Origin of the sequence: Candidatus Kapaibacterium sp. (genome assembly GCA_023957315.1) — a bacterium.
GTDB lineage: Bacteria > Bacteroidota > Ignavibacteria > Kapaibacteriales > UBA2268 > PGYU01.
Window position 1 is genome coordinate 294,218 of sequence record JAMLHE010000001.1, and the last position, 20,675, is coordinate 314,892.

General features: G+C 38.6%; 13 protein-coding genes. 5 read left to right on the forward strand and 8 right to left on the reverse strand.

Annotated elements, in window-relative coordinates; all coding sequences use genetic code 11:
* Positions 1-109 precede the first annotated feature (109 nt).
* From M9949_01140 to M9949_01160, 5 genes are all read right to left on the reverse strand, one after another.
* The gene (locus M9949_01140; protein ID MCO5250009.1) at positions 110-3,202 is read right to left on the reverse strand and encodes an efflux RND transporter permease subunit; all 3,093 of its coding nucleotides are present in this window, start codon (positions 3,200-3,202) and stop codon (positions 110-112) included.
* A gap of 27 nt (positions 3,203-3,229) precedes the next feature.
* Positions 3,230-3,589, reverse strand: coding sequence for a four helix bundle protein (locus M9949_01145; protein MCO5250010.1), 360 nt, complete (start codon positions 3,587-3,589; stop codon positions 3,230-3,232).
* Positions 3,590-3,740: 151 nt separating this feature from the next.
* Complete coding sequence (locus M9949_01150) at positions 3,741-4,799, reverse strand: efflux RND transporter periplasmic adaptor subunit (GenBank protein MCO5250011.1); 1,059 nt, start codon at positions 4,797-4,799, stop codon at positions 3,741-3,743.
* A 210-nt stretch (positions 4,800-5,009) separates the two neighbouring features.
* Positions 5,010-6,344: a TolC family protein gene (locus tag M9949_01155; protein ID MCO5250012.1), complete on the reverse strand. Its 1,335-nt coding sequence runs from the start codon at positions 6,342-6,344 to the stop codon at positions 5,010-5,012.
* 114 nt (positions 6,345-6,458) lie between these two features.
* Positions 6,459-7,043 carry a TetR/AcrR family transcriptional regulator gene (locus M9949_01160; GenBank protein MCO5250013.1) on the reverse strand — a complete coding sequence of 195 codons (585 nt, stop codon included), beginning with the start codon at positions 7,041-7,043 and terminating at the stop codon, positions 6,459-6,461.
* A 193-nt stretch (positions 7,044-7,236) separates the two neighbouring features.
* Here M9949_01160 and M9949_01165 point away from each other — a divergent pair, with 193 nt between their 5' ends.
* A complete protein-coding gene (locus M9949_01165; protein MCO5250014.1) occupies positions 7,237-7,998 on the forward strand; it encodes a Fic family protein in 762 nt (253 codons plus the stop codon).
* A 6-nt stretch (positions 7,999-8,004) separates the two neighbouring features.
* Here M9949_01165 and rsmH read toward each other — a convergent pair whose 3' ends face one another.
* The 3 genes from rsmH to M9949_01180 form a co-directional block, all read right to left on the reverse strand.
* Positions 8,005-8,955, reverse strand: coding sequence for a 16S rRNA (cytosine(1402)-N(4))-methyltransferase RsmH (gene rsmH, locus M9949_01170; GenBank protein ID MCO5250015.1), 951 nt, complete (start codon positions 8,953-8,955; stop codon positions 8,005-8,007).
* Positions 8,956-9,399, reverse strand: a complete 444-nt coding sequence (gene mraZ, locus M9949_01175; protein ID MCO5250016.1) for a division/cell wall cluster transcriptional repressor MraZ — start codon at positions 9,397-9,399, stop codon at positions 8,956-8,958. It abuts the gene before it with no gap.
* A gap of 174 nt (positions 9,400-9,573) precedes the next feature.
* Positions 9,574-12,366 carry a choice-of-anchor D domain-containing protein gene (locus M9949_01180; protein MCO5250017.1) on the reverse strand — a complete coding sequence of 931 codons (2,793 nt, stop codon included), beginning with the start codon at positions 12,364-12,366 and terminating at the stop codon, positions 9,574-9,576.
* Between the two features lie 485 nt (positions 12,367-12,851).
* On the opposite strand from M9949_01180, the gene nifJ reads away from it, so the two are divergent.
* The 4 genes from nifJ to M9949_01200 all read left to right on the forward strand — a co-directional run bounded on the left by nifJ (position 12,852) and on the right by M9949_01200 (position 20,542).
* Positions 12,852-16,433: a pyruvate:ferredoxin (flavodoxin) oxidoreductase gene (nifJ, locus tag M9949_01185; GenBank protein MCO5250018.1), complete on the forward strand. Its 3,582-nt coding sequence runs from the start codon at positions 12,852-12,854 to the stop codon at positions 16,431-16,433.
* Positions 16,434-16,500: 67 nt separating this feature from the next.
* Positions 16,501-17,499, forward strand: a complete 999-nt coding sequence (locus M9949_01190; protein ID MCO5250019.1) for a dihydroorotate dehydrogenase-like protein — start codon at positions 16,501-16,503, stop codon at positions 17,497-17,499.
* A 149-nt stretch (positions 17,500-17,648) separates the two neighbouring features.
* Positions 17,649-19,496, forward strand: a complete 1,848-nt coding sequence (locus M9949_01195) for a 2-oxoacid:acceptor oxidoreductase subunit alpha (GenBank protein ID MCO5250020.1) — start codon at positions 17,649-17,651, stop codon at positions 19,494-19,496.
* Entirely contained in the window at positions 19,493-20,542 is a 1,050-nt protein-coding gene (locus M9949_01200; GenBank protein ID MCO5250021.1) for a 2-oxoacid:ferredoxin oxidoreductase subunit beta, read from the forward strand. The genes M9949_01195 and M9949_01200 overlap by 4 nt, the downstream gene beginning before the upstream one ends.
* Positions 20,543-20,675: the final 133 nt, after the last annotated feature.

Below are 20,675 nucleotides of genomic sequence, written 5' to 3' on the forward strand. Positions count from 1 at the left end.
TTTTCTGAACAGGATTATCAAGATTACAGCATGGACAGGAGTAATTTCATCCCGTCTTTGTAACAACTGACGGAACAGAAAGTGTAGAGATGCTAATTTGCAAATGTTTCTATTTGTTTTTGCTAAATTTTTCTTTCGCAGTGTCAACCCAATAATAAACCATTGGTACTAAAAACACTGTCAAAATTAGCGAGGAAAGCAGACCTCCAATAATGACCCATGCTAAACCGTTTTTCCATTCCGCTGCGGTACCTGTTGCCAATGCAATCGGTAGCATTCCAAAAACCATCGAAAGTGTTGTCATCAGTATGGGTCTCATTCGCTCTTTTCCTGCAATAATTAAAGCGTCTCTAAAGTGTTTGCCTCCGGCTTTTAATTGATTGGTAAAATCAACAATTAGAATGGCGTTCTTGGTCACTAAGCCCATCAACATTATCAGCCCCAATAGGGCAAATAGACTTAAATTGCTCAATGTTAGGTTTAATGCTAAGAAAGCACCAATGGCAGCCACAGGAATGGAGAACAAAACCACAAAAGGATAAATGAAGTTGTCATATAAGGCAACTAAAATAAGATAAATCAACAAAAATGAAATAAGCAATACTGAACCTAATGCACCGAAACTATCATTTTGTCTTTTGATGTCGCCACCCCAAGTCATTTCCACTTCTTTAGGCAAAGGATTATCTTTCAGATAAGCTACTACATCGTCGGCAACAGTTCCGGAGGGTCTGCCCAATGCGTCAGAAGTCAGAGTAACAGCCGGTTGGCGGTCTTTTCTTTCTAATAATGATGGGGAATTGTCATGCTGAACGCTCGCAAATTGTGAGATTTTCACAGGGATACCCATTTGATTCGTTATGGTTAGTTGTTGTACATCTTCAAAATTTTGCCTACTGAACTCATTTAAGCGAATTCTAATGGGATATTCTATACCTACTTCAGTTAAAGTAGCGTCATCATTACCTGTATAAGCGGCTCTAAGATTTAATCCAACATAAGCGGTATTCAACCCCAGCCGTTGCATCTTATCTTTATCGGGGATTATTTTGAATTCGGGACTTCCCTCTTCGACCGATAAGCGAACATTATCGGCACCGGGAATAGTTTCAATTACAGACTTTAATTCTTTGGCATGGTGCATAACCAGATTTGAATTAATTCCACTCAATGTAATTTCGATTGGTGCAGAGCGAGGAACTAACCCCAAAGCTGCCATTGAATAATTTATACCCGGGAAATTCATTTGCAAATCACTTCGCAATCGTCGCATGAATTCTTCGGTTCTAATATTATTTCTTTCTTTCTTAGTTTTTAATTGAATGGTAAATTCAGTCTTATTGGGCGAACCAACTCCCAAACTTCCAATTCCGGTGCTAGGACCACCTATGTTGCTGAAAACCGTTGATACTTCCGGTTGAGATATTATGAATTGCTCAATTTCGGAGGATACTAAATTATTTTGTTCGATAGATATATACTTATCATATTCCAATGCTAACCTGAATTTTCCTTGGTCACCCGTAGAAATCAATTCTTTTCCAATTATACCTTGCTTAAGTATACCAAATGTCATCACAAAAAGTAGCAGGACAATTCCCGAAAAAATAAGTTTATGACTCAGAACCCATTCCAATTTTCTACCGTACCAATTGATAAAGACTTCCAATTGCTTTTCGAACCAAAGTAAGAAGCGATTAAAGAGATTTGTCGCTTGCAAATCTTCTTTTTTCCCAATTCGTGAAGCCATCCAGGGCGTAAGAGTGAATCCCACTAATAAGCTGGTAAGAGTAGAGGTTACAACTACTACCGAAAATTGTTTGAGCATATCTGCCACGAATACCTGTAGAAACAAAATGGGTATAAACACTACAACATCAACTAAAGTGATGGAGACTGCCGAGAATCCAATTTCCATTCTGCCCTCCATAGCAGCTGTTCTTTTCTTTTTACCCATATCTAAGTGACGCTGGATATTTTCCAAAACTACGGTGGCATCATCAACCAATATGCCAATGATTAATGACATGGCTAAAAGCGTCATTAGGTTCAAGGTGTATCCCAATATCCACATTACAGCAAATGCAGTAACCAAGGAAGTTGGGATTGCCACAAGAACTATGATTGAATTTCTCAGACTTCGCAAAAATAGTAGCATTACAAGCGACACTAAAAATACTGCCAAAATTAAGTCTATAATCACAGAATTTACTGCGGCAATTGTGTTATCTGTACTGTCGTCGGCAATGATGAATTGTAATTCCGAATCAGGATTCTGTGACTCTATTGCTGCAAATTTTTCTCTTACCAATTCCGAAACGTCAACAGCGTTGGCATCACCTTGCTTTTTCAGAAGAAGACCAATACCACCTATGCCATTGTATCGGCTTATGGATGTGGTTTCTTTTATACCGTCAATGATATCAGCCACATCTTTTACATAAATAGGGCTACCCTGAATAGGCATTGCAATCTGTACATTTTCAATGTCTTTTAGTTTTGTGAATTTCCCTGTTAATCGAACTGAATTGCTTTCTTTATCAGTTTGAACCTTTCCGGCAGGCAAATCTAATCCCGAACGATTAATCGCTTCAACCACCTGATACAATGAAATTCTGTACAATTCCAGTTTGTCCTGATTCACTTGCACTTGTATTTCTCTTTCTTCCCCACCTAAAACCGTTATCTCTGCCACACCCTTAATTTGTTGAATTTGAGGCAGATAATCATCAATCATTTTTTGATAAAACTCTGTGGCAGGCAAATTACTTGTTGCACTGATAGACATTATTGGTAAATCGTTAGGCGAAACTTTGCTCATAACAGGGCTTAAAATTTCATTCGGCAAATCTTTGCGAATATTGTCAATGTACCGTTGAGCATCTTGCATTGTTTTGTCTAAGTCAGTTCCATATTTTAGATTAGCAATAATGATGGAGGCATTTGGTAACGACTTGGTAACCAAGTAATCAACGCCTTCCAAATTCGATAGGGCATCTTCGATTTTTCTTGAGACCGAACTCTCTACTTCGTTTGGCTCGGCTCCGGGATATACCGTTTTGATTACAACTACCGGTTGGTTAAAGTCCGGCATTAATTCATAACTCAAATTCTTATACCCGATATAACCTAATAAGATAAATACACTGAATAATACTATTATCAGCGATGGTCTTTTGATTGAAATTTCTGTAATGTTCATAATCAATTAAAAATTAGTAATTAAAAATTAAGAATTAGCTTCCTTTGAGGACAGGAGGATAGAAGATAGAATTTTACATAATTCTTCTACATCATGCAGAATACTATCAGCTTCTTTTTCTTCTAAATATTGAGTGGCTTTTAATAATTTCAGCCAATACATTGTTTCTCTCGCTTCTTTGTATGCGATAGAAATTTTGGCTATAAAGTCTTTTTTAGATTGACCTCCGATGGCTTCTTCCACATTTGCTCCAATACTTGTACCACTCCGAAGCAACTGTTTTGATAAAACAAATTCTTTCTTTTCAGCCAATAAGTATTTGTAGAGATTGACAATTCTGATAGCAAAAGCAAATGATTTGTCTTGAATGATATTGTTCGTTTTCATATTATTATTTCTTAATTTTTATTTGACAATTCTTAATTCTCAATTCTCAATTCTCAATTCTTAATTCTCAATTCCTAATTCTCAATTCCTAATTCTCAATTCCTAATTCTCAATTCCTAATTCTCAATTCTCAATTCTTAATTCTTAATTCTTAATTCTTAATTGAAATATTAGCGCCGTCATATAAATTGATGAATCCATTTGTGATAATAACATCGCCTGCTTTCAAACCATTCGATATAAGCGCTTTATTCTGAATTCGTTCTGAAACGCTTATGTTCTGCAATACAGCCTTATTGTCTTTTACCAAATATACTTGTTGCTGATTTGAAGTACCTACGATAGCTGAAGCAGGAATCATGATGCCTTTTTCTTGATTTTCGTTCGATAAAAATGCTTTTCCAAACATTCCGGATTTAATTTTGAAATCGGAAGTGTTTTTCACTTTAAACTGAACCGGAAAACTACTACCCATATTTGCCTTACTGCCTACCATGATAAGCGAACCATCGAGAGCAAAGTCGGGATAAACATCAGCTTTGATTGAGTAAATATTATCCAATTTGAAATTTGATAATGCACTTTCCGGTATATTTACAGTGAATTTTAAAGTTGAAATGTCCGTTAACTGAAGTAAGGGTACTCCAGGCGCTGCGAATGAACCTACTTCACTCAGTTTTGCTGTTATCACACCGTCAAAAGGTGCTTTGATGATGGTTTTGCTTATTTGCTCCAATAGTGTAGCCTTTTGGACTTTTGCGGATTTCAAGCCTAATTCAGCTTTTTCTAATTGGACACCTTGAATGGCATCTGCTTTAACTAAAATTTGATAGCGTTCAAAGTCTGCTTCTAATCCTTCAATCTGCACTTCAACAGTCTGTAGTTGTAGTTTTAATAGAGAATTATCTAACTGTATTAACGACTGACCCTTTTTGACATAGCTTCCAACATCTACAAAAATTCCATTGATTTTACCCTGTAATTCAGAGCTCAATTTCGATTCCTTATTTGGCTCGAAAGTCCCGCTATAACTCAATTCGTCCCCAATAAATTCATTTCGAATAGAATCTACCCGGACATTGATTGCTTGCTCTTTATCGTATTGATAAACTCTATCTTGAGCAATTTCTTTGTTGGATATCAACTTAATGACAACGAAGGCTATCAATGCAGCCCCCAACAACAATCCAATTATTCTTTTCCAATTCATATTATTATTAATTTATAGTTGATAATTCTTAATTCTCAATTCTCAGTTCTCAATTCTCAATTCTCAATTCTCAATTCTTAATTCTTAATTCTCAATTCTTAATTCTTAATTCTCAATTCTTAATTCTCAATTCTCAATTCTCAATTCTTAATTCTTAATTCTCAATTCTCAATTCTCAATTCTCAATTCTCAATTCTCAATTCTTAATTCTTAATTCTTAATTGATAAGTTTCCGCTTACTTTTTTCAGTTCTAAATCAGCTTTCAGATAATCTATTACTGAAGACAGGTATGATTGTTGTGCTTCACGCAAAGTATTGTCAGCTAATATCACATCCGTGAGATTTGCCAACCCCTGTTTCTGCTGTAATATCGTTTGTTGGTAAATCTCAGTAGCAAACTTGATTTGCTCTTTTGTCTTTTCAATAGAATAATATGCAACTTTTATTTGCGATTTTGCGTTTTCTGTCTGCATATTGCTCTGGTCAGTGATTAAGTCAAATTGAAGCTCATTGTTTAGTACTTCAATATTTTTTTGATTAATTTTTTGTTTCGTTACTGTACCGTTGAACAGAGGATATGAAAGTTGAATGCCTGCAAAACCGATTGGGTAAAAATTCAAGAAACTATTAGGCTGCTTATCATATCCAAAACCGCTTGCTCCATAAGAAGCTATGAGATTAAGCGAAGGTAAAAATCTCGATTTATTCAATGTGCTTATCTCATTGGCTAACAAATTGTTTTGAGTCTTCACAATTTGCATATCCAAAGTAATTGACTTGCTGTATTCGTTACTTTTTTGAAATTCAATTTCCGGTTCAATCTGAAGATTTTGCTCGATTGGAATGCCTATAGCGAATTTCAAAGCATTCAGGACTTGGTTGAATTTACTTAATACAATTTCTTTCTGTGTTGATAATTGTGCCACTTGCAATTCCACTTTACCAACATCTGTACCTTTTGCTAAAAGTTGCTCTTTGAGCAATTGCATATTTATCAAAAGCCTTTCTGAATTCACAAGATTGCTGTCAATAAAAATCATTTGATGATGCAAAATTTGTGCGTTGTAATAGAGATTCGAGATTTCAAAAAAGATTTGCTCCTCGGACTTCCGAAATTGCAATTCTGCTAATTCCGTAGCTACTTTCGTTGTTTTAATGGAACCATAAACTTGTGGATTATACAATATCATCGAAAATTGCAAATTCGCATTGATGTTATGCGGAACACCAAACTGAGCCTCTCTAAATTGACCTTCTTCTGCTGCCGGATTAAAGGTTGATAGAGGCATCAGTTGGTAAGGCAGATTTGTAAAGTATTTGTAATCAACATTGGCGTTAACTTTGGGAAGCAAATTAGCTTTGGATTCCTTATGCCGGAACTCACTAATAGCAATATTGTTTTTACCGATTTGAAGGCTCTTATTGTTCTCTTGTGCTGCCTCAATACATTGATTCAGTGTCCAAACTTGTGCTTGAACTGTATTCAATCCCAACATGAGAATGATGAGGATGAAGAAATGTTTGTGAATATTTACTAACTTCATGGTTTAAAATTTTTTATTTTTTAAAATTATTATTACAATTCCTTGTGACTTTTCCTTGCATCGTACAGCTTTGGATTAGAATTGAGGCTGCAAAGATTCTTACTCTGTTCATGATTATTTATTCCTTATTATTGTTAAAATTGACTGAATTAAGTTGTTTCCGGTACGTTGGATGTCAAATTGATAATTCGCTAGCCGCCATTTAAACATTTGTAGTCTGAACGTTCCCATGACGATTTGCATCAATTCCTCAGTTGTTACTGAATTTGTGAATACTTGCTTCTGTTGTCCTTCGATTAATATAGGCATCAAATGCTTCATTTTAACCGAAAAGATTTTCAGTATAGTTTGGTTTATTCGTTCACTTTCTTCCATAAGCCCATCTGAAAAAACAGCTACAACAAAATGAGGATTTTCTTTAAAAAACGAAAGCTGATATTGGAATAGTAATGTGAACTTTTCCTCTGGCGAATTACCTAATGAAGTTGCAATAGTGCATCGTTCGTCAATAATCTGTGCAAGGTATTCAAGTAAAGCTACAATAATCTCCTCCTTGCCGGTAAAGTGCCTGTAAATAGCACTTTCAGAGAATTGCATTTCTTTGGCTAAGTTTTTTATGGTCAATCCGCCGGTACCCGATGAGGTGAGTATTCTACCGGCGGCTTCTATGATTTCCATTTGTCTGTCTGTTATAGTCATTGTCATTTTACAATATCCATTCTTAAAGTTACTTTTATGTAAGTGAACGTTCACTATGTAAAAGTATTGTAAAAAAATTAGATATACAAATATTTTTCTTCAAAAGTTTTGTTCAATACAACAAACAAATTCAATCCTGCTATATTCGTCAGAATGAAATGTGAAATTTCCTAAATTATTATGAGTGAGATTCATGAAAATCACTGAGCAAACATATTTGAAGGATTACGAAGCAAGTGTTGGCGATAAAATTGCGAACTATTCGGCAATTTCGTCCCGGACTGATTTGAAGATTGACTTGGGATACAAAAACCAAGCGTCAGCGGTATATTCAGCAAATATCGAAGGCAATAGCATTGATTTGAACTCCTTTATGAATTATGCTTTGTTGAAAGCAAAAGGCAAAAATAACAAGGAAATAGTAGAAATTGAGAATTTGGTTGCGGCATATGAATTTGCACAAGGCAATCAGCTGAATGCAAAAAATCTGTTGCATTGCCACGCAATTTTGTCCGAAACATTGCTAATCAAAAGCAAGCGTGGTCATTTCCGAAATGAAAAGATTGGAGTTTTCGACCAATATGGATTGGTTTATCTGGCAATTGAACCGGAACATGTTGATGGCAAAATCAATGAATTTTTCGCCGATTTAGAAAATTTGCTCAATACACATTTATCTCCAACAGAAGTTTTTTACCATGCTGCGTTGATACATTTGGTTTTTGCTCATATTCATCCCTTCAGCGATGGGAATGGACGAGTAGCCCGATTGCTCGAAAAGTGGTTCATTGCAGAAAAGCTTGGTAAAAGTTATTGGAATTTGCAAACTGAAAAGTATTACAAGGAGCATCGGCAAAATTATTATGAAAATATCAAACTTGGTGCAAATTATTACGAATTAGATTATTCTGCTTGTCTTCCCTTTCTGCTAATGTCGGTCAATTCCCTACCCTAAGCACCCTCACAACACTTCGGCAACTCTCAACTTGGCGCTGCGTGCTCTGGGATTGGTGGCGATTTCCTCTTCACTTGGTATTATTGGTTTTTTGGTGATGAGTGCTAATCTGTGGTTGTCTTTGGTGGCATTTGTACGCATGAAATGTTTGACAATTCTATCTTCGAGCGAATGATATGAAATTACCACGATTCTTCCGCCGGGACGCAAATTATCAATGATGCAATTCAGCGTTCTTTCCAAAATGTTCAATTCATCGTTTACGGCGATGCGAATAGCTTGGAAAACTCGCGAAAGGGTCTTGTAGTGTAGTGGAACGGGAACAACGGAGGTGATAATATCGCGAAGTTCGAATGTTGAATTCAGAGGAATCACGCGACGCATTTCGACGATACGTCGCGCAATTCTTGCTGAATTTGGTTCCTCGCCATAAAAGCGAAGAACATGGGTCAAATCTGCTACCTCAGCCGTCTTCAGTAGTTCTTCGGCAGTTTTGCCGTGGTTACCGAACCGCATGTCGAGAGGCGAGTCAACTCTGTAACTCAGCCCGGCGGATTCAGTATCAAGTTGCTTCGAGGAAACGCCCAAATCAAGCAATAAACCACTGAATTTCCCCCAAACTGCTGATTTCTCGCAGACATTGCTATAGCACTCATTATAGATAGTAAGTTTAGGAGCAGCATCTTTTGTAACGTAATGCTTTAACTTCCTCTCGCAGTGTTCTACCGCATTTCTGTCTTTATCGAACGCTATCAGACTCCCCCCGAAATCTAATTTCGATAATATCAGCTCTGCATGCCCGCCGCCACCTAATGTACCATCTACATAAATACCATTAGCATTTTGAACCAAATTGTCAACACTTACATCAAGCAATACCGGCAAATGATAGTCATATTCTATGTGCCGACTCTTGTCGGTACGCACTCTTTGCGGTTTTGCTCTTTTCTTCTTCATCTATTTTACCATCACTTTCGCCGCTACTTCTTCGTAACTTTCGTCGTGATTGTTCAAATATTCTTCGAATTTCTCCGGATTCCAAAACTCAATGTGGTCCACCATCCCAACTATCAGCACTTTGCCTTCGATTCCCGCAAAATCTGTCAATTTTTTTGGGAGCATTATGCGTTGTTGTGCATCAAGCAGCACTTCTTCCGACCACATCAAGATTTTACGTAAGAAAAATCTGTTTTTTGAATCATACTGGTTAAGTTCTTCGAATTTTTCCTCGTAATTTTTCCATTCATCTAAGGGATACGCCACGATGCAATCATCTTGCCCGCGAGTAACGGTAAATGTATCATTGGCATCCGGCGATATGCTGCGACGCATCTTTGCCGGAATATTCACTCTACCTTTGTTGTCGATAGAATGTAATTCTTGCCCTTTGAAAAATGCCATTTACCACTCCGTTATCAATTTATGAAATTGTTAGGGAATTTTTCCCACTTTCACCCACTTTGACACACGAAACTATAAAAATTCTACAACATGACCAAATTATTTTTTATTTTGTTGAAAAAAAAAGAGCTTGCCCTTGGGAGGCAAACTCTTTTTACGAATCTATTTGTAAGATTATTCGATTACAATCACTTTGTCGAGCACGACTGAGCCGTTGATTTCGAGCATAATCAAATATGTTCCGGCACTTAATGATGTGCCGGTGCTTATATTCCAAGTTAAATTATTATTTCCCTCCAAAGCATAACCATTTTTGGTATTGAGTAATTCACCTTTTGGGTTGAATAATTTCAAAGTGTATGACAAATCATGTTTTGCCGATAACTCCAAATTCAAATGTTCGGCAGTCGGATTCGGGAAAATTCTCAAATCGTTTATGTACGCTTTAATGTCTTCGACTGATGAAAGAGAAGATACTGCTTTCAACTCAACAGAGATTTTTTCAATTTCGTCAAATTCGATTTCCAACATTGCCGAATAATTTCCTTCCACGTCGGACATGAATTGGGTATTGATTGTCAATTCTGCACCGGCATCAATCACAGTACCGTTGTAATCTTGAGCAATCGAGAACACATTTTCATCATCACCTGATATTGAAACCATGCTGATTTTGACAGATGAATTGCTGTTATTTTTAATGGTCAATGACTGCGTAAGAATGTCCTCAACTAAAACAGTTCCGAAGTCCAACAATTCAGTTGAAAGTTCAATCGAATATGAAACTGCAAGTGCTGTCATTACAATTGTTGATTCTTGCCCGTCGTCAGTTACGAAAGTTAACTTATAACTCTTTGGTCCTATTGTGGTCGGAGTTACATCAACTGACAAATCGGCTCTTTCACCTTCGCCTAATTCCTGAGGAACAGGGAAGTTGATTGTCATTGTTCCGTCCATTAAATCATCTTCCATGACAAGTTCATTAATCAAAATTGGCTTACTACCGACGTTTCTGACTAATTCTACGATTGTAAATTGGTGATTCTTATTTAGCTCGATTATTCCCAAATCATATGTTTGCGTCGAAAGTGATAACTTGCCATCTGCAATTACATCTACCGTCACAGTAACGACTGAAGATTTGACAGTTCCGCAATCATTTATAACATTGACATAATAAGAACCGGCATCTGTAGAAGCGGCGCTTGCAATGCTCAAAGTAGCGGCAGTTTTGCCTTCTAATTCAGTATCATTATGGTACCACTGATAATCGAGTTCGCTTCCTGTTGCAACAACAGTGAGCTCGAGCATTTCACCTGCAGCGACTGTTTTTGAACTTGGCTGAGTCGAAATCATAGGAAACGAATTCATAGTTACGTTGGCAACTGATGATTCAACCGCATCGCCACAAGTGCCTTGAACGACTACTTGATAATTTCCGGCGTCAGATGCTTGGAATGCTGAAATAACAAAAGTAGAATTCACAGCATCAGTGATATCAACACCATCCTTTTTCCATTGGTAACTAATACCGGTGCCCATCGCAACAACTGAAAGCTTCAGTTCTTGATTTTCGCAGATGGATTTGCTTTGCGGATGAGACGTTATCTCTGCACTTACACCCAAAGCCAAAACCGCAGGAACGCTTGTAACTGCCGAACCACAATCTGCTGAAACCTTTGCTGTATAGCTGCCGGCATCAGAGCTTGAAATGCTAAACAATTTCAATGTATCTCCGCTTTCACCTGCTATCAACTGACCATTCTTGAACCATTCTACTGTTTTATTCAGACCTGCAGATTTGATTATAATCTCTACATCACTTCCGGCACAAGCTTCTTTTCCGGTAGGTTGCTGAGTGATTTTAGCGTTTTCGTTCACAGTCAGTTTTGCAGTATTACTTGTAATTTGTTCACCGCAATCAGGTGTAATGACTAGAACATAATCACCGGCACTTTGCATTGTAGCAGGATTTATTGTTAGCGAAGCTGAGTTCGAATTTGGAACAGCTGTTCCATTTTTTCGCCATTCATAAGACTCAACACCACCATTAACAGTCGCTGACAATGTTACAGATTCTTGTTCGCAAACAGCCATATCTGTAGGTTGTACAGTAATAGACGCAGGACCTGAAATAGTGAAGCTACTTGATTTACCCGAAATATTAGCATCAGAAACATCAGTCAAACGAATCTGATATTGAGTACCGGATGCTAAATCCGCCGGAATGCTCCAATTATAAGAGCCTGATGAGGCACTGACACTATTGGCAATAACTGTCGGGAATGATGAACCACCATTTGAAGAAAGCTCAATTTTGAGATTATCAATACCCGATTGAGTCCACTTAATTTCTTGTGTAGTTCCGGCGCACCATGTTGACGAGCTTGTTGGGGCAGTGACCGTAGCACCTGCCACAATAAGAGTTTGTGGTGTCATCCAATTCCAAAGGTCTCCACTTGTGTTTCCACTTTCGTTTACTGCATTACCGATTGCCCTTAGATAATAAGTCCCCGGTGTAGTGGGAGCCTTCCAAGTAAATGTAAATTCAGCATATGTCAAATCACCAAATGATTTAGGTGATGAATGTGTAAGCTCGCTTGATTCAGTCCTTAAACCCGAGCCGGTCGCAAAACTTAGAGTGCCTGCGTTTGTATTACCGGTTTCGGTAGTCTTAACAGCTATATTAACTCCTGCTGCGGATTGATTTGAGTTAGTCACTCTAACGACAAAATCAACTTCTTGGTCGGGACTAAACTTAAAACTGCCTGTTGAACTTGTAGCTTGCAACGTAGTTGTGCTACTTGATGAAGAACCATGGCAGTTGCAACCATTAGAATTAGTTGCTGTCAATCCTGAAATACCACTGCCTCCGCTCCTGGAGTAAACTTCTGCCCCAAACCACATAAAAAATACAATTAATATTATGGGAATGGAGATGCGTGTAAAGGTGTTACCTTTTTTCATATTATATATCCTTAAATTTGTAAATAAATTAAATTTCGTTTGCCTTGTATTATGATAAAAGAATCATTGTTTTATAAGTGATGGAGGTACCATTCTTATACAAATATTGTTCGTCCGTATATGCAAAAGCCGTCATATGTAAGTCCTATCATCTGAATAAGTAAAAAATATAAATTTTCAAAAACGCAAAAAATAATTTATCTTTTGCATGGTTTATATTTTATAAACAATTAATTTTACAAAAAGTTTCATGTGTATTTGGTTTATCTTAATCTTATTTTGAAATATATGCTAATATATATCTTATACACAGCTAACATTAACTTTAGCAAAGGCTCATTAACTCATTAAATTATAATGACTTATGCAATATTTTTCTTGAGAATAAAGAAATATTTCGTACTTTTATAAAAGATTATTGAACAAATTATGAAATAAATATCATAATTGAAATTATACTTTACAGATTGAATAAAGGTATTAGTATGAAAGAAAGAGAGTTTATAACGATAGACGGCAACGAAGCCGCCGCCTATGTAATGTACCGCGTAAACGAAGTATGTGCCATTTATCCGATTACTCCATCGTCCAACATGGGTGAATGGGCTGACGAATGGGCTTCGAAAGGCTATAAAAACATATGGGGTAACATCCCTGAAGTTTGCGAAATGCAAAGTGAAGGTGGCGCCGCCGGTGCTGTTCATGGCTCCTTACAAGCCGGAGCACTCACCACTACATTTACTGCTTCTCAAGGTTTGCTACTTAAGATTCCTAACATGTACAAAATTGCAGGCGAGCTAACCTCGACTGTTTTCAATATAACTGCTCGCTCATTAGCGACTCATGCACTTTCGATTTTTGGCGACCATAGTGATATTATGGCTGCTCGTGGAACAGGCTTCGCCTTCTTGGGTGCCGCTTCTGTTCAAGAGGTAATGGACTTTGCACTGATTTCGCAAGCGGCAACGCTTCGCTCAAGAATTCCTTTCCTTCATTTCTTTGACGGCTTCAGAACTTCACACGAAGTTTCAAAAATTGAAGTAATTCCTGATGAAGTAATGAAAAAATTGATTACTGATGACTTAGTTCAAGCTCATCGTAATAGATGCTTAACACCGGACAAACCCGTTCTTCGCGGAACTGCTCAAAATCCGGACGTATTCTTCCAAAATCGCGAAACAATCAACAAATACTACCAAGGATGTCCTGATATTGTTCAAGATGTTATGAACGAATTTGGTGATTTGACCGGAAGATATTATAAATTATTTGAGTATGTCGGCGCTCCGGATGCTGAAGAAGTTGTAATTTTGATGGCTTCAGGTTGCGAAACAGTACAATCAACAGTTGAAACTTTGAACAAACAAGGACGCAAAGTCGGAATGTTGAAGATTCGCTTATTCCGTCCATTTGATTTCAAACGCATGTTGGAAGCATTACCCGCTACAGTTAAGAAAATTGCTGTACTTGACAGAACAAAAGAACCCGGTGCTCCTGCCGAACCATTATATTTAGACGTAGTTTTTGGTCTAAATCAAGGGCTCGAATTGGGTTATGGAAGTATTAAAGAGATGCCGAAAGTTATCGGTGGTAGATTCGGTTTATCATCAAAAGAATTTACACCTGCTATGGTAAAAGGTGTTTACGATAATTTGGCATTGGATAATCCTAAAAATAATTTCACAGTCGGTATCAACGATGACGTCACATTTACAAGCATTGATTACGACCCGAGTTTCGATATTGAAGCTGATAACGTTGTTAGAGCAATGTTCTACGGACTTGGTTCTGATGGTACAGTCGGTGCAAACAAAAATTCGATTAAAATCATTGGCGAAAACACAAATAATTACGCTCAAGGCTACTTTGTGTATGACTCCAAAAAAGCCGGCGCCGTTACAGTTTCTCACTTGAGATTCGGACCGGACGTAATCAGAGCGCCTTATTTGATTTCTACGGCTAATTTCATCGGCTGTCACCAAACAGTATTTCTCGAAAAATTCGATATGATTAAAAATCTTCGTCCGGGCGGCGTATTCTTAGTCAATACACCTGTACATATGAACGAAGTATGGGACAGCTTACCGAAGTCACAGCAAAAACAAATTATTGAAAAGAAAATTAAGTTATATGCTATAGATGCACAAACAGTAGCCGAACAAAGCGGCATGGGACGCAGAATCAATACTGTAATGCAAGTTTGTTTCTTCGCAATATCGGGTGTTTTACCTCGTGAAGAAGCAATCGAAGCAATCAAAGATTCAATCCGCAAAACATACGGCAGAAAAGGCGAAGAAATTGTAGCAATGAATATCCAAGCAGTTGACAACACACTCGAAAACTTACATGAAATTGCTGTTCCGAATGAAGCCACAAGCAGCTTTGACCTTCACGCTCCAGTGTCAGCCAAATCACCGGCATTTGTACATGACGTTTTGGGTCAAATCATTGCCGGAAATGGCGATTTCCTACCTGTCAGTGCATTCCCACAAGATGGTACTTACCCAACAGATACTGCAAAATGGGAAAAACGTAATATTGCACTCGAAATTCCGGTTTGGGATATGGACACTTGTACACAATGCGGTAAATGCGCCTTTGTATGTCCTCATGCAACAATCAGAATCAAAGTTTACGACCCGAAATATCTCGAAAATGCTCCTGAAACATTCAAATATACAGATGCTAAAGATAAAAATTGGAAAGCAAACGGCTGGAAATATTCTATACAAGTAGCTCCGGAAGATTGTACAGGTTGCGGCGTTTGTGTCGAAGTTTGCCCTGCTAAAAACAAATCTAATGTCAGCTTGAGAGCATTAAATATGGAAAATCAAATTCCATTACGTCAACCTGAAGCGGAAAATTGGGACTTCTTCTTACAAATCCCCGACCTTGACAGAACTCAAGTCAATATCAATAATATCAGAAGCCAACAAGTGCTTCTCCCATTATTCGAATTCTCGGGTGCATGTGCAGGATGCGGCGAAACACCATATATCAAATTGATGTCGCAATTATTCGGTGATAGAGCAATCGTTGCAAATGCAACAGGCTGCTCATCAATCTACGGCGGTAACTTGCCTACTACTCCTTGGGCTAAGAACTTGGATGGCAGAGGTCCGGCTTGGTCAAATTCATTATTTGAAGACAACGCCGAATTTGGTCTTGGATACAGATTAGCGATTGACAAACAAAAAGAAGTCGCAGTATTTTTACTCGAAAAATTGGCAGATGAATTAGGAGCGGATTTTGCAAATGAATTGATTAATGCAAGCCAAAAAGACGAGCAAGAAATTGCTGACCAAAGAGCTAAAGTTGAAATATTAAAAGAAAAATTAAACAAAATAAATGACCCATTGGCTAAGAGATTAGCGACAGTTGCGGATTATTTAGTCAAGAAGAGCGTATGGATTGTCGGTGGCGACGGTTGGGCTTATGACATCGGTTACGGTGGATTAGACCACGTATTGGCATCCGGTAAAAATGTGAATATCTTAGTTCTCGATACCGAAGTATATTCAAATACCGGAGGTCAGACTTCAAAAGCAACACCTTTAAGTGCAGTAGCAAAATTCTCAGCCGGTGGCAAAGCAACTCAGAAGAAAGATTTAGGTTCGATGGCGATGGCTTACGGCAATGTCTATGTAGCATCGGTAGCCTTCGGAGCTAAAGACGAGCATACTTTGAAAGCATTCCTCGAAGCTGAAGCCCATGATGGTCCTTCGATAATCATTGCATATAGTCATTGTATCGCTCACGGTATTGATATGAGCCGCCCACTTGCACAACACAAACTTGCAGTTGATTCGGGTCAATGGTTACTTTACAGATACAATCCGAATCTGGTTGACCAAGGTAAAAATCCTTTGATTTTAGATTCGAAGCAACCAAAAATTGGCGTTCGTGAGTTTATGCAAAGCGAAGGAAGATTCCAAATGTTGATGAAGAGCAACCCCAAAGTAGCAGAAGTTTTATTCAAAACTGCACAAGAACAAGTGAACGAAAGATTCGCTAAATATAAATTCATGGCTGAACGTACTAATGCTCCTGTTGAAGAGCAAAAATAAATCCGGAAGCGGAGCAATCCGCTTCTATAATTCTATTGAAAATTAAAAAATTTAATTGGAGTAAATTATGGACTTGAAAACAAAATACATGGGCATGACTCTTAAGTCGCCACTTGTCGTATCTGCTTCGCCATTATCAAGAACTTTGGACGGTATCAAGAAAATCGAAGATGCCGGCGCTTCAGCTCTCGTGATGTATTCAATCTTCGAAGAGCAAATCAAATTCGACCAAAAGGAACTCTTTTATCATACCACACAAGGTACAGAAGCTTTTGCGGAATCATTGAGCTATTTTCCCGATACAAGTGACTACAATCTTGGTCCGGACGAATATCTTGAGCTTATTCGCAAAGCAAAAGAAAGTGTGAAAATCCCTGTCATTGCCAGTATTAACGGCACTACAGTAGGTGGATGGACTGACTTTGCAAAGCAAATGCAAGGTGCCGGTGCCGATGCTATCGAATTGAATATTTACAATATCCCAACCGATTTGGACAAAACAGGTGCAGAAATCGAAAACGATTATGTAGAAATCCTGAAATCTGTGAAAGCAGCTGTCAGCATTCCTGTCGCACTCAAACTTAGCCCATTTTTCTCGAATATGGCAAATATGGCTAAAAGATTTGATGCCGCAGGTGCAGATGCACTTGTCCTATTCAATCGCTTTTATCAACCCGATATTAATTTGGAAGAACTCGAAGTAGAGCCACATATAATATTGAGCAACCCAACCGATTTGCGTTTGCCAATGAGATGGATTGCGATACTTAAGGGCAGAATCTTCTCTGACCTCGCAGCTACAAGTGGCATCCACTACGGCGAAGATGTAATCAAAATGATGCTCGTTGGAGCTAACGTTACTATGCTTTGTTCTACATTACTCCGCTACGGTGTAGATTATATCAAAGACATCGAAGAAGAAATGGTAGAATGGATGACCGAACACGAATACGAATCAATTATGCAAATGCAAGGAAGTATGAGCCAACTCAACATCCCCGACCCAAGTTCTTACGAAAGAGCCCAATATATGAAAGCTTTGAATAATTACGTATTGAATTATTGATTAAATTTGTAATTAGCAATGTAAAATTGTCATTCTTATCATCTTTATGGTAAGAATGACAAAATTTTTGCGACTAAAACCAATACATTGCTCAACAGTTATATTAGAAGTTAAGTTATTTGCTTGTTTAAAAAATAAAAAAGTTTGACATGGAACAGCAATTTGTAGAAGTCGAAAAAGCTGTAATTCGATTTGCCGGAGACTCCGGTGATGGCATGCAGCTGACAGGAACTCAATTCTCGGATACTTCCGCAGAAATGGGTAACATCGTTAACACCTTTCCTGATTACCCGTCAGAAATCAGGGCTCCCGAAGGGACTTTGTATGGCGTCAGTGCCTACCAAGTTCATTTTGGTGCAACAAGAACAAACACCCCGGGTGATAAAATAGATGTGCTTGTGGCTATGAACGCAGCGTCACTCAAGGTAAATTTGAAAGACGTCAAGAAACACGGTATCTTACTTTTGAATAAAGCCGGATTTAAGGATAAAAATCTTAAATTGGCAAAGTACGAAAAGAATCCAATCGAAGACGGTAGCCTTGCAGATTACCAGGTTTTTGCATACGACATAAACGAACAAGTACGCAGAGTACTCGAAGATTTTGATTTGCCGCCGAAAATGATAGACCGCACGAAGAATCTTTTCGCACTCGGTCTTGCATATTGGCTATTCGACAGACCATTAGAACCAACTCAAATTTGGCTCAATAAGAAATTTGGCAAAAACGAAACAATTCGCGATGCAAACCTGAAAGTATTCAAAGCCGGTTACAATTTTGGAGCAATGGGTCAAGATTTGGCTGTTCGCTATATCGTTAAACCTGCAGATTTGCGAAAAGGAATTTACCGCAACATTACAGGCAATAATGCAGTCGCATTGGGCTTGGCAGTTGCTGCAAATAGAGCAGGTTTACCATTATTCTTAGGCTCTTACCCTATCACTCCGGCAACTGAAATTTTGCATTTCATCTCCGGATATAAGCAATATGGCGTAAAGCATATGCAAATGGAAGACGAAATCGCAGGTATTACATCGGCAATCGGCGCCTCCTATGGTGGAGCATTAGCCGCTACTACAACCAGCGGTCCCGGTCTGTCTCTCAAGGTGGAAGCAATGGGTCTTGCTGTAATGCTCGAATTGCCATTGGTCGTTGTTGATGTTCAAAGAGCCGGTCCGAGTACAGGTTTACCAACTAAACCGGAGCAATCCGATTTGTTGATGGCACTTTGGGGTCGCCATGGCGAAGCACCAATTCCTGTCCTTGCAGCAAGCACAGCAACTGATTGTTTCGATATGACAATCGAAGCAGCAAGAATTGCAATCAAATACATGACTCCTGTTATTTTGCTTACAGACGGTTATATTGCACAAGGCTCGGAAGCATGGAAAGTTCCGACATTAGATGAACTCCCTGAAATCGGGATTAAATTTGCTACAGATAAAGAAACATACGCTCCATACAAACGCAATCCTGAAACTTTGGCTCGTCCTTGGGCTGTGCCCGGCACACCGGGATTGGAGCACAGAATCGGCGGATTGGAAAAGGATAATATCACAGGTTTAGTATCTCATGACCCGATGAATCACCAAAGAATGTGCGAAATTCGCGCCGAAAAAGTCGAAAGAATCGTTCAAGATATTCCCGACTTAGTGGTTGATGGTGATGAAAGCGGAGAATTACTCCTTGTGACATGGGGCAGCACTTGGGGCTCGGCAAGAAATGCTTTGGCATCGCTCAGAGAAAAGGACGTGAAAATATCTCACGTACACTTGAAATATCTCAATCCATTACCTGCTAATTTAGGTGATATTATGAGTAATTTCAAGCAAATTCTTGTTCCTGAAATGAATCTCGGACAACTCAAAATTTTGCTACAATACAAATACATGCGTCCTATCATCGGTCTGAACAAAGTTCAGGGAAATACTTTTACTGCAGAAGAAATTGCCAATAAAATTGAAGAAATATTACTTTCCGAAGGAGTCTCAAAATGACAACCCAACTTGATTTATTGATACATAAAGAATACGGCGAAATACCGCAATACACTCCCAAAGATTTCAAAGCGAATATTGATGTGCGTTGGTGCGCCGGATGTGGTGGATACTCTATTTTGGCTCAAGTCCAAAGAATAATGCCGGATATCGGTGTCCCCAAGGAAAAAATCGTATTCGTCTCCGGAATTGGCTGTTCGAGCCGTTTCCCGTACTACATGGATGTTTACGGATTCCATTCAATCCATGGGCGTGCATTAGCAGTAGCTTCCGGGCTGAAAGTGGCTCGTCCTGATTTATCGGTATGGGTGGCAACCGGCGATGGCGATTGCATGAGTATTGGTGGCAATCACATGATTCATGCTTCTCGCAGAAATGTGGACATCAACGTGATTATGTTCAACAACGAAATTTATTCGCTCACCAAAGGGCAGTTCTCCCCCACTTCACGCGTTGGGCAAAAGACGAAATCGTCACCATTCGGTGTATTAGACGACCCGTTCAACCCATCGTCATTGGCATTGGGTTCGGGCTCTACATTTGTAGCCCGCGGATATGACAATAATCCTTCGCACATGAAGCACCTGTTCCAAAGAGCAGCGCAACATAAAGGATTTTCTTTTGTAGAAATTTATGCAAATTGCGTGATTTTCAATGACGGTGCTTTCGACGAATACACTCGCAAAGAGACTCGCCCAACAAGCACAATCAATTTGGAACACGGCAAACCACTCGTTTTTGGATTCAAAAACGAATTAGGTATCATCATGGACGGCTACAAACCAAAAGTGGTCAATCTCGACGAAGGTAAATACTCAGTGAACGATTTGATTGTCCATAACGAGCAAGATTCAACATTAGCATTAATCTTGTCCGATATGTCATTCAATCCCGAATTACCACGTCCGATGGGCGTAATTTATGCTGAATCGAAACCAACTTACGACCAAAAAGTTACTTGGCAAATCAATGATTTAATCGAACGCAAAGGTGAAGGCAACTTAGACGACCTAATGCGCGGCGATGAATGGTGGGAAATCAAGTAATCATATTTTTTTATGATTTTTATAAAAGGGGCTGGAAGCAGCCTCTTTTTTTTTTTTGCTTCCTCCGTCCTAAAAAAGGTTTACAGAACACCTACTAACCAGATGATTGTAGGGATAGAACAGCGTTCTGTCC

Bases quoted from the DNA above. Each gene is read 5' to 3' on its own strand.
- M9949_01165 (MCO5250014.1), top strand. From the start codon at position 7,237: ATGAAAATCACTGAGCAAACATATTTGAAGGATTACGAAGCAAGTGTT.
- nifJ (MCO5250018.1), top strand. From the start codon at position 12,852: ATGAAAGAAAGAGAGTTTATAACGATAGACGGCAACGAAGCCGCCGCC.
- mraZ (MCO5250016.1), bottom strand. From the start codon at position 9,399: ATGGCATTTTTCAAAGGGCAAGAATTACATTCTATCGACAACAAAGGT.
- M9949_01195 (MCO5250020.1), top strand. From the start codon at position 17,649: ATGGAACAGCAATTTGTAGAAGTCGAAAAAGCTGTAATTCGATTTGCC.
- M9949_01180 (MCO5250017.1), bottom strand. From the start codon at position 12,366: ATGAAAAAAGGTAACACCTTTACACGCATCTCCATTCCCATAATATTA.
- M9949_01190 (MCO5250019.1), top strand. From the start codon at position 16,501: ATGGACTTGAAAACAAAATACATGGGCATGACTCTTAAGTCGCCACTT.
- M9949_01155 (MCO5250012.1), bottom strand. From the start codon at position 6,344: ATGAAGTTAGTAAATATTCACAAACATTTCTTCATCCTCATCATTCTC.
- rsmH (MCO5250015.1), bottom strand. From the start codon at position 8,955: ATGAAGAAGAAAAGAGCAAAACCGCAAAGAGTGCGTACCGACAAGAGT.
- M9949_01140 (MCO5250009.1), bottom strand. From the start codon at position 3,202: ATGAACATTACAGAAATTTCAATCAAAAGACCATCGCTGATAATAGTA.
- M9949_01145 (MCO5250010.1), bottom strand. From the start codon at position 3,589: ATGAAAACGAACAATATCATTCAAGACAAATCATTTGCTTTTGCTATC.
- M9949_01160 (MCO5250013.1), bottom strand. From the start codon at position 7,043: ATGACTATAACAGACAGACAAATGGAAATCATAGAAGCCGCCGGTAGA.
- M9949_01150 (MCO5250011.1), bottom strand. From the start codon at position 4,799: ATGAATTGGAAAAGAATAATTGGATTGTTGTTGGGGGCTGCATTGATA.
- M9949_01200 (MCO5250021.1), top strand. From the start codon at position 19,493: ATGACAACCCAACTTGATTTATTGATACATAAAGAATACGGCGAAATA.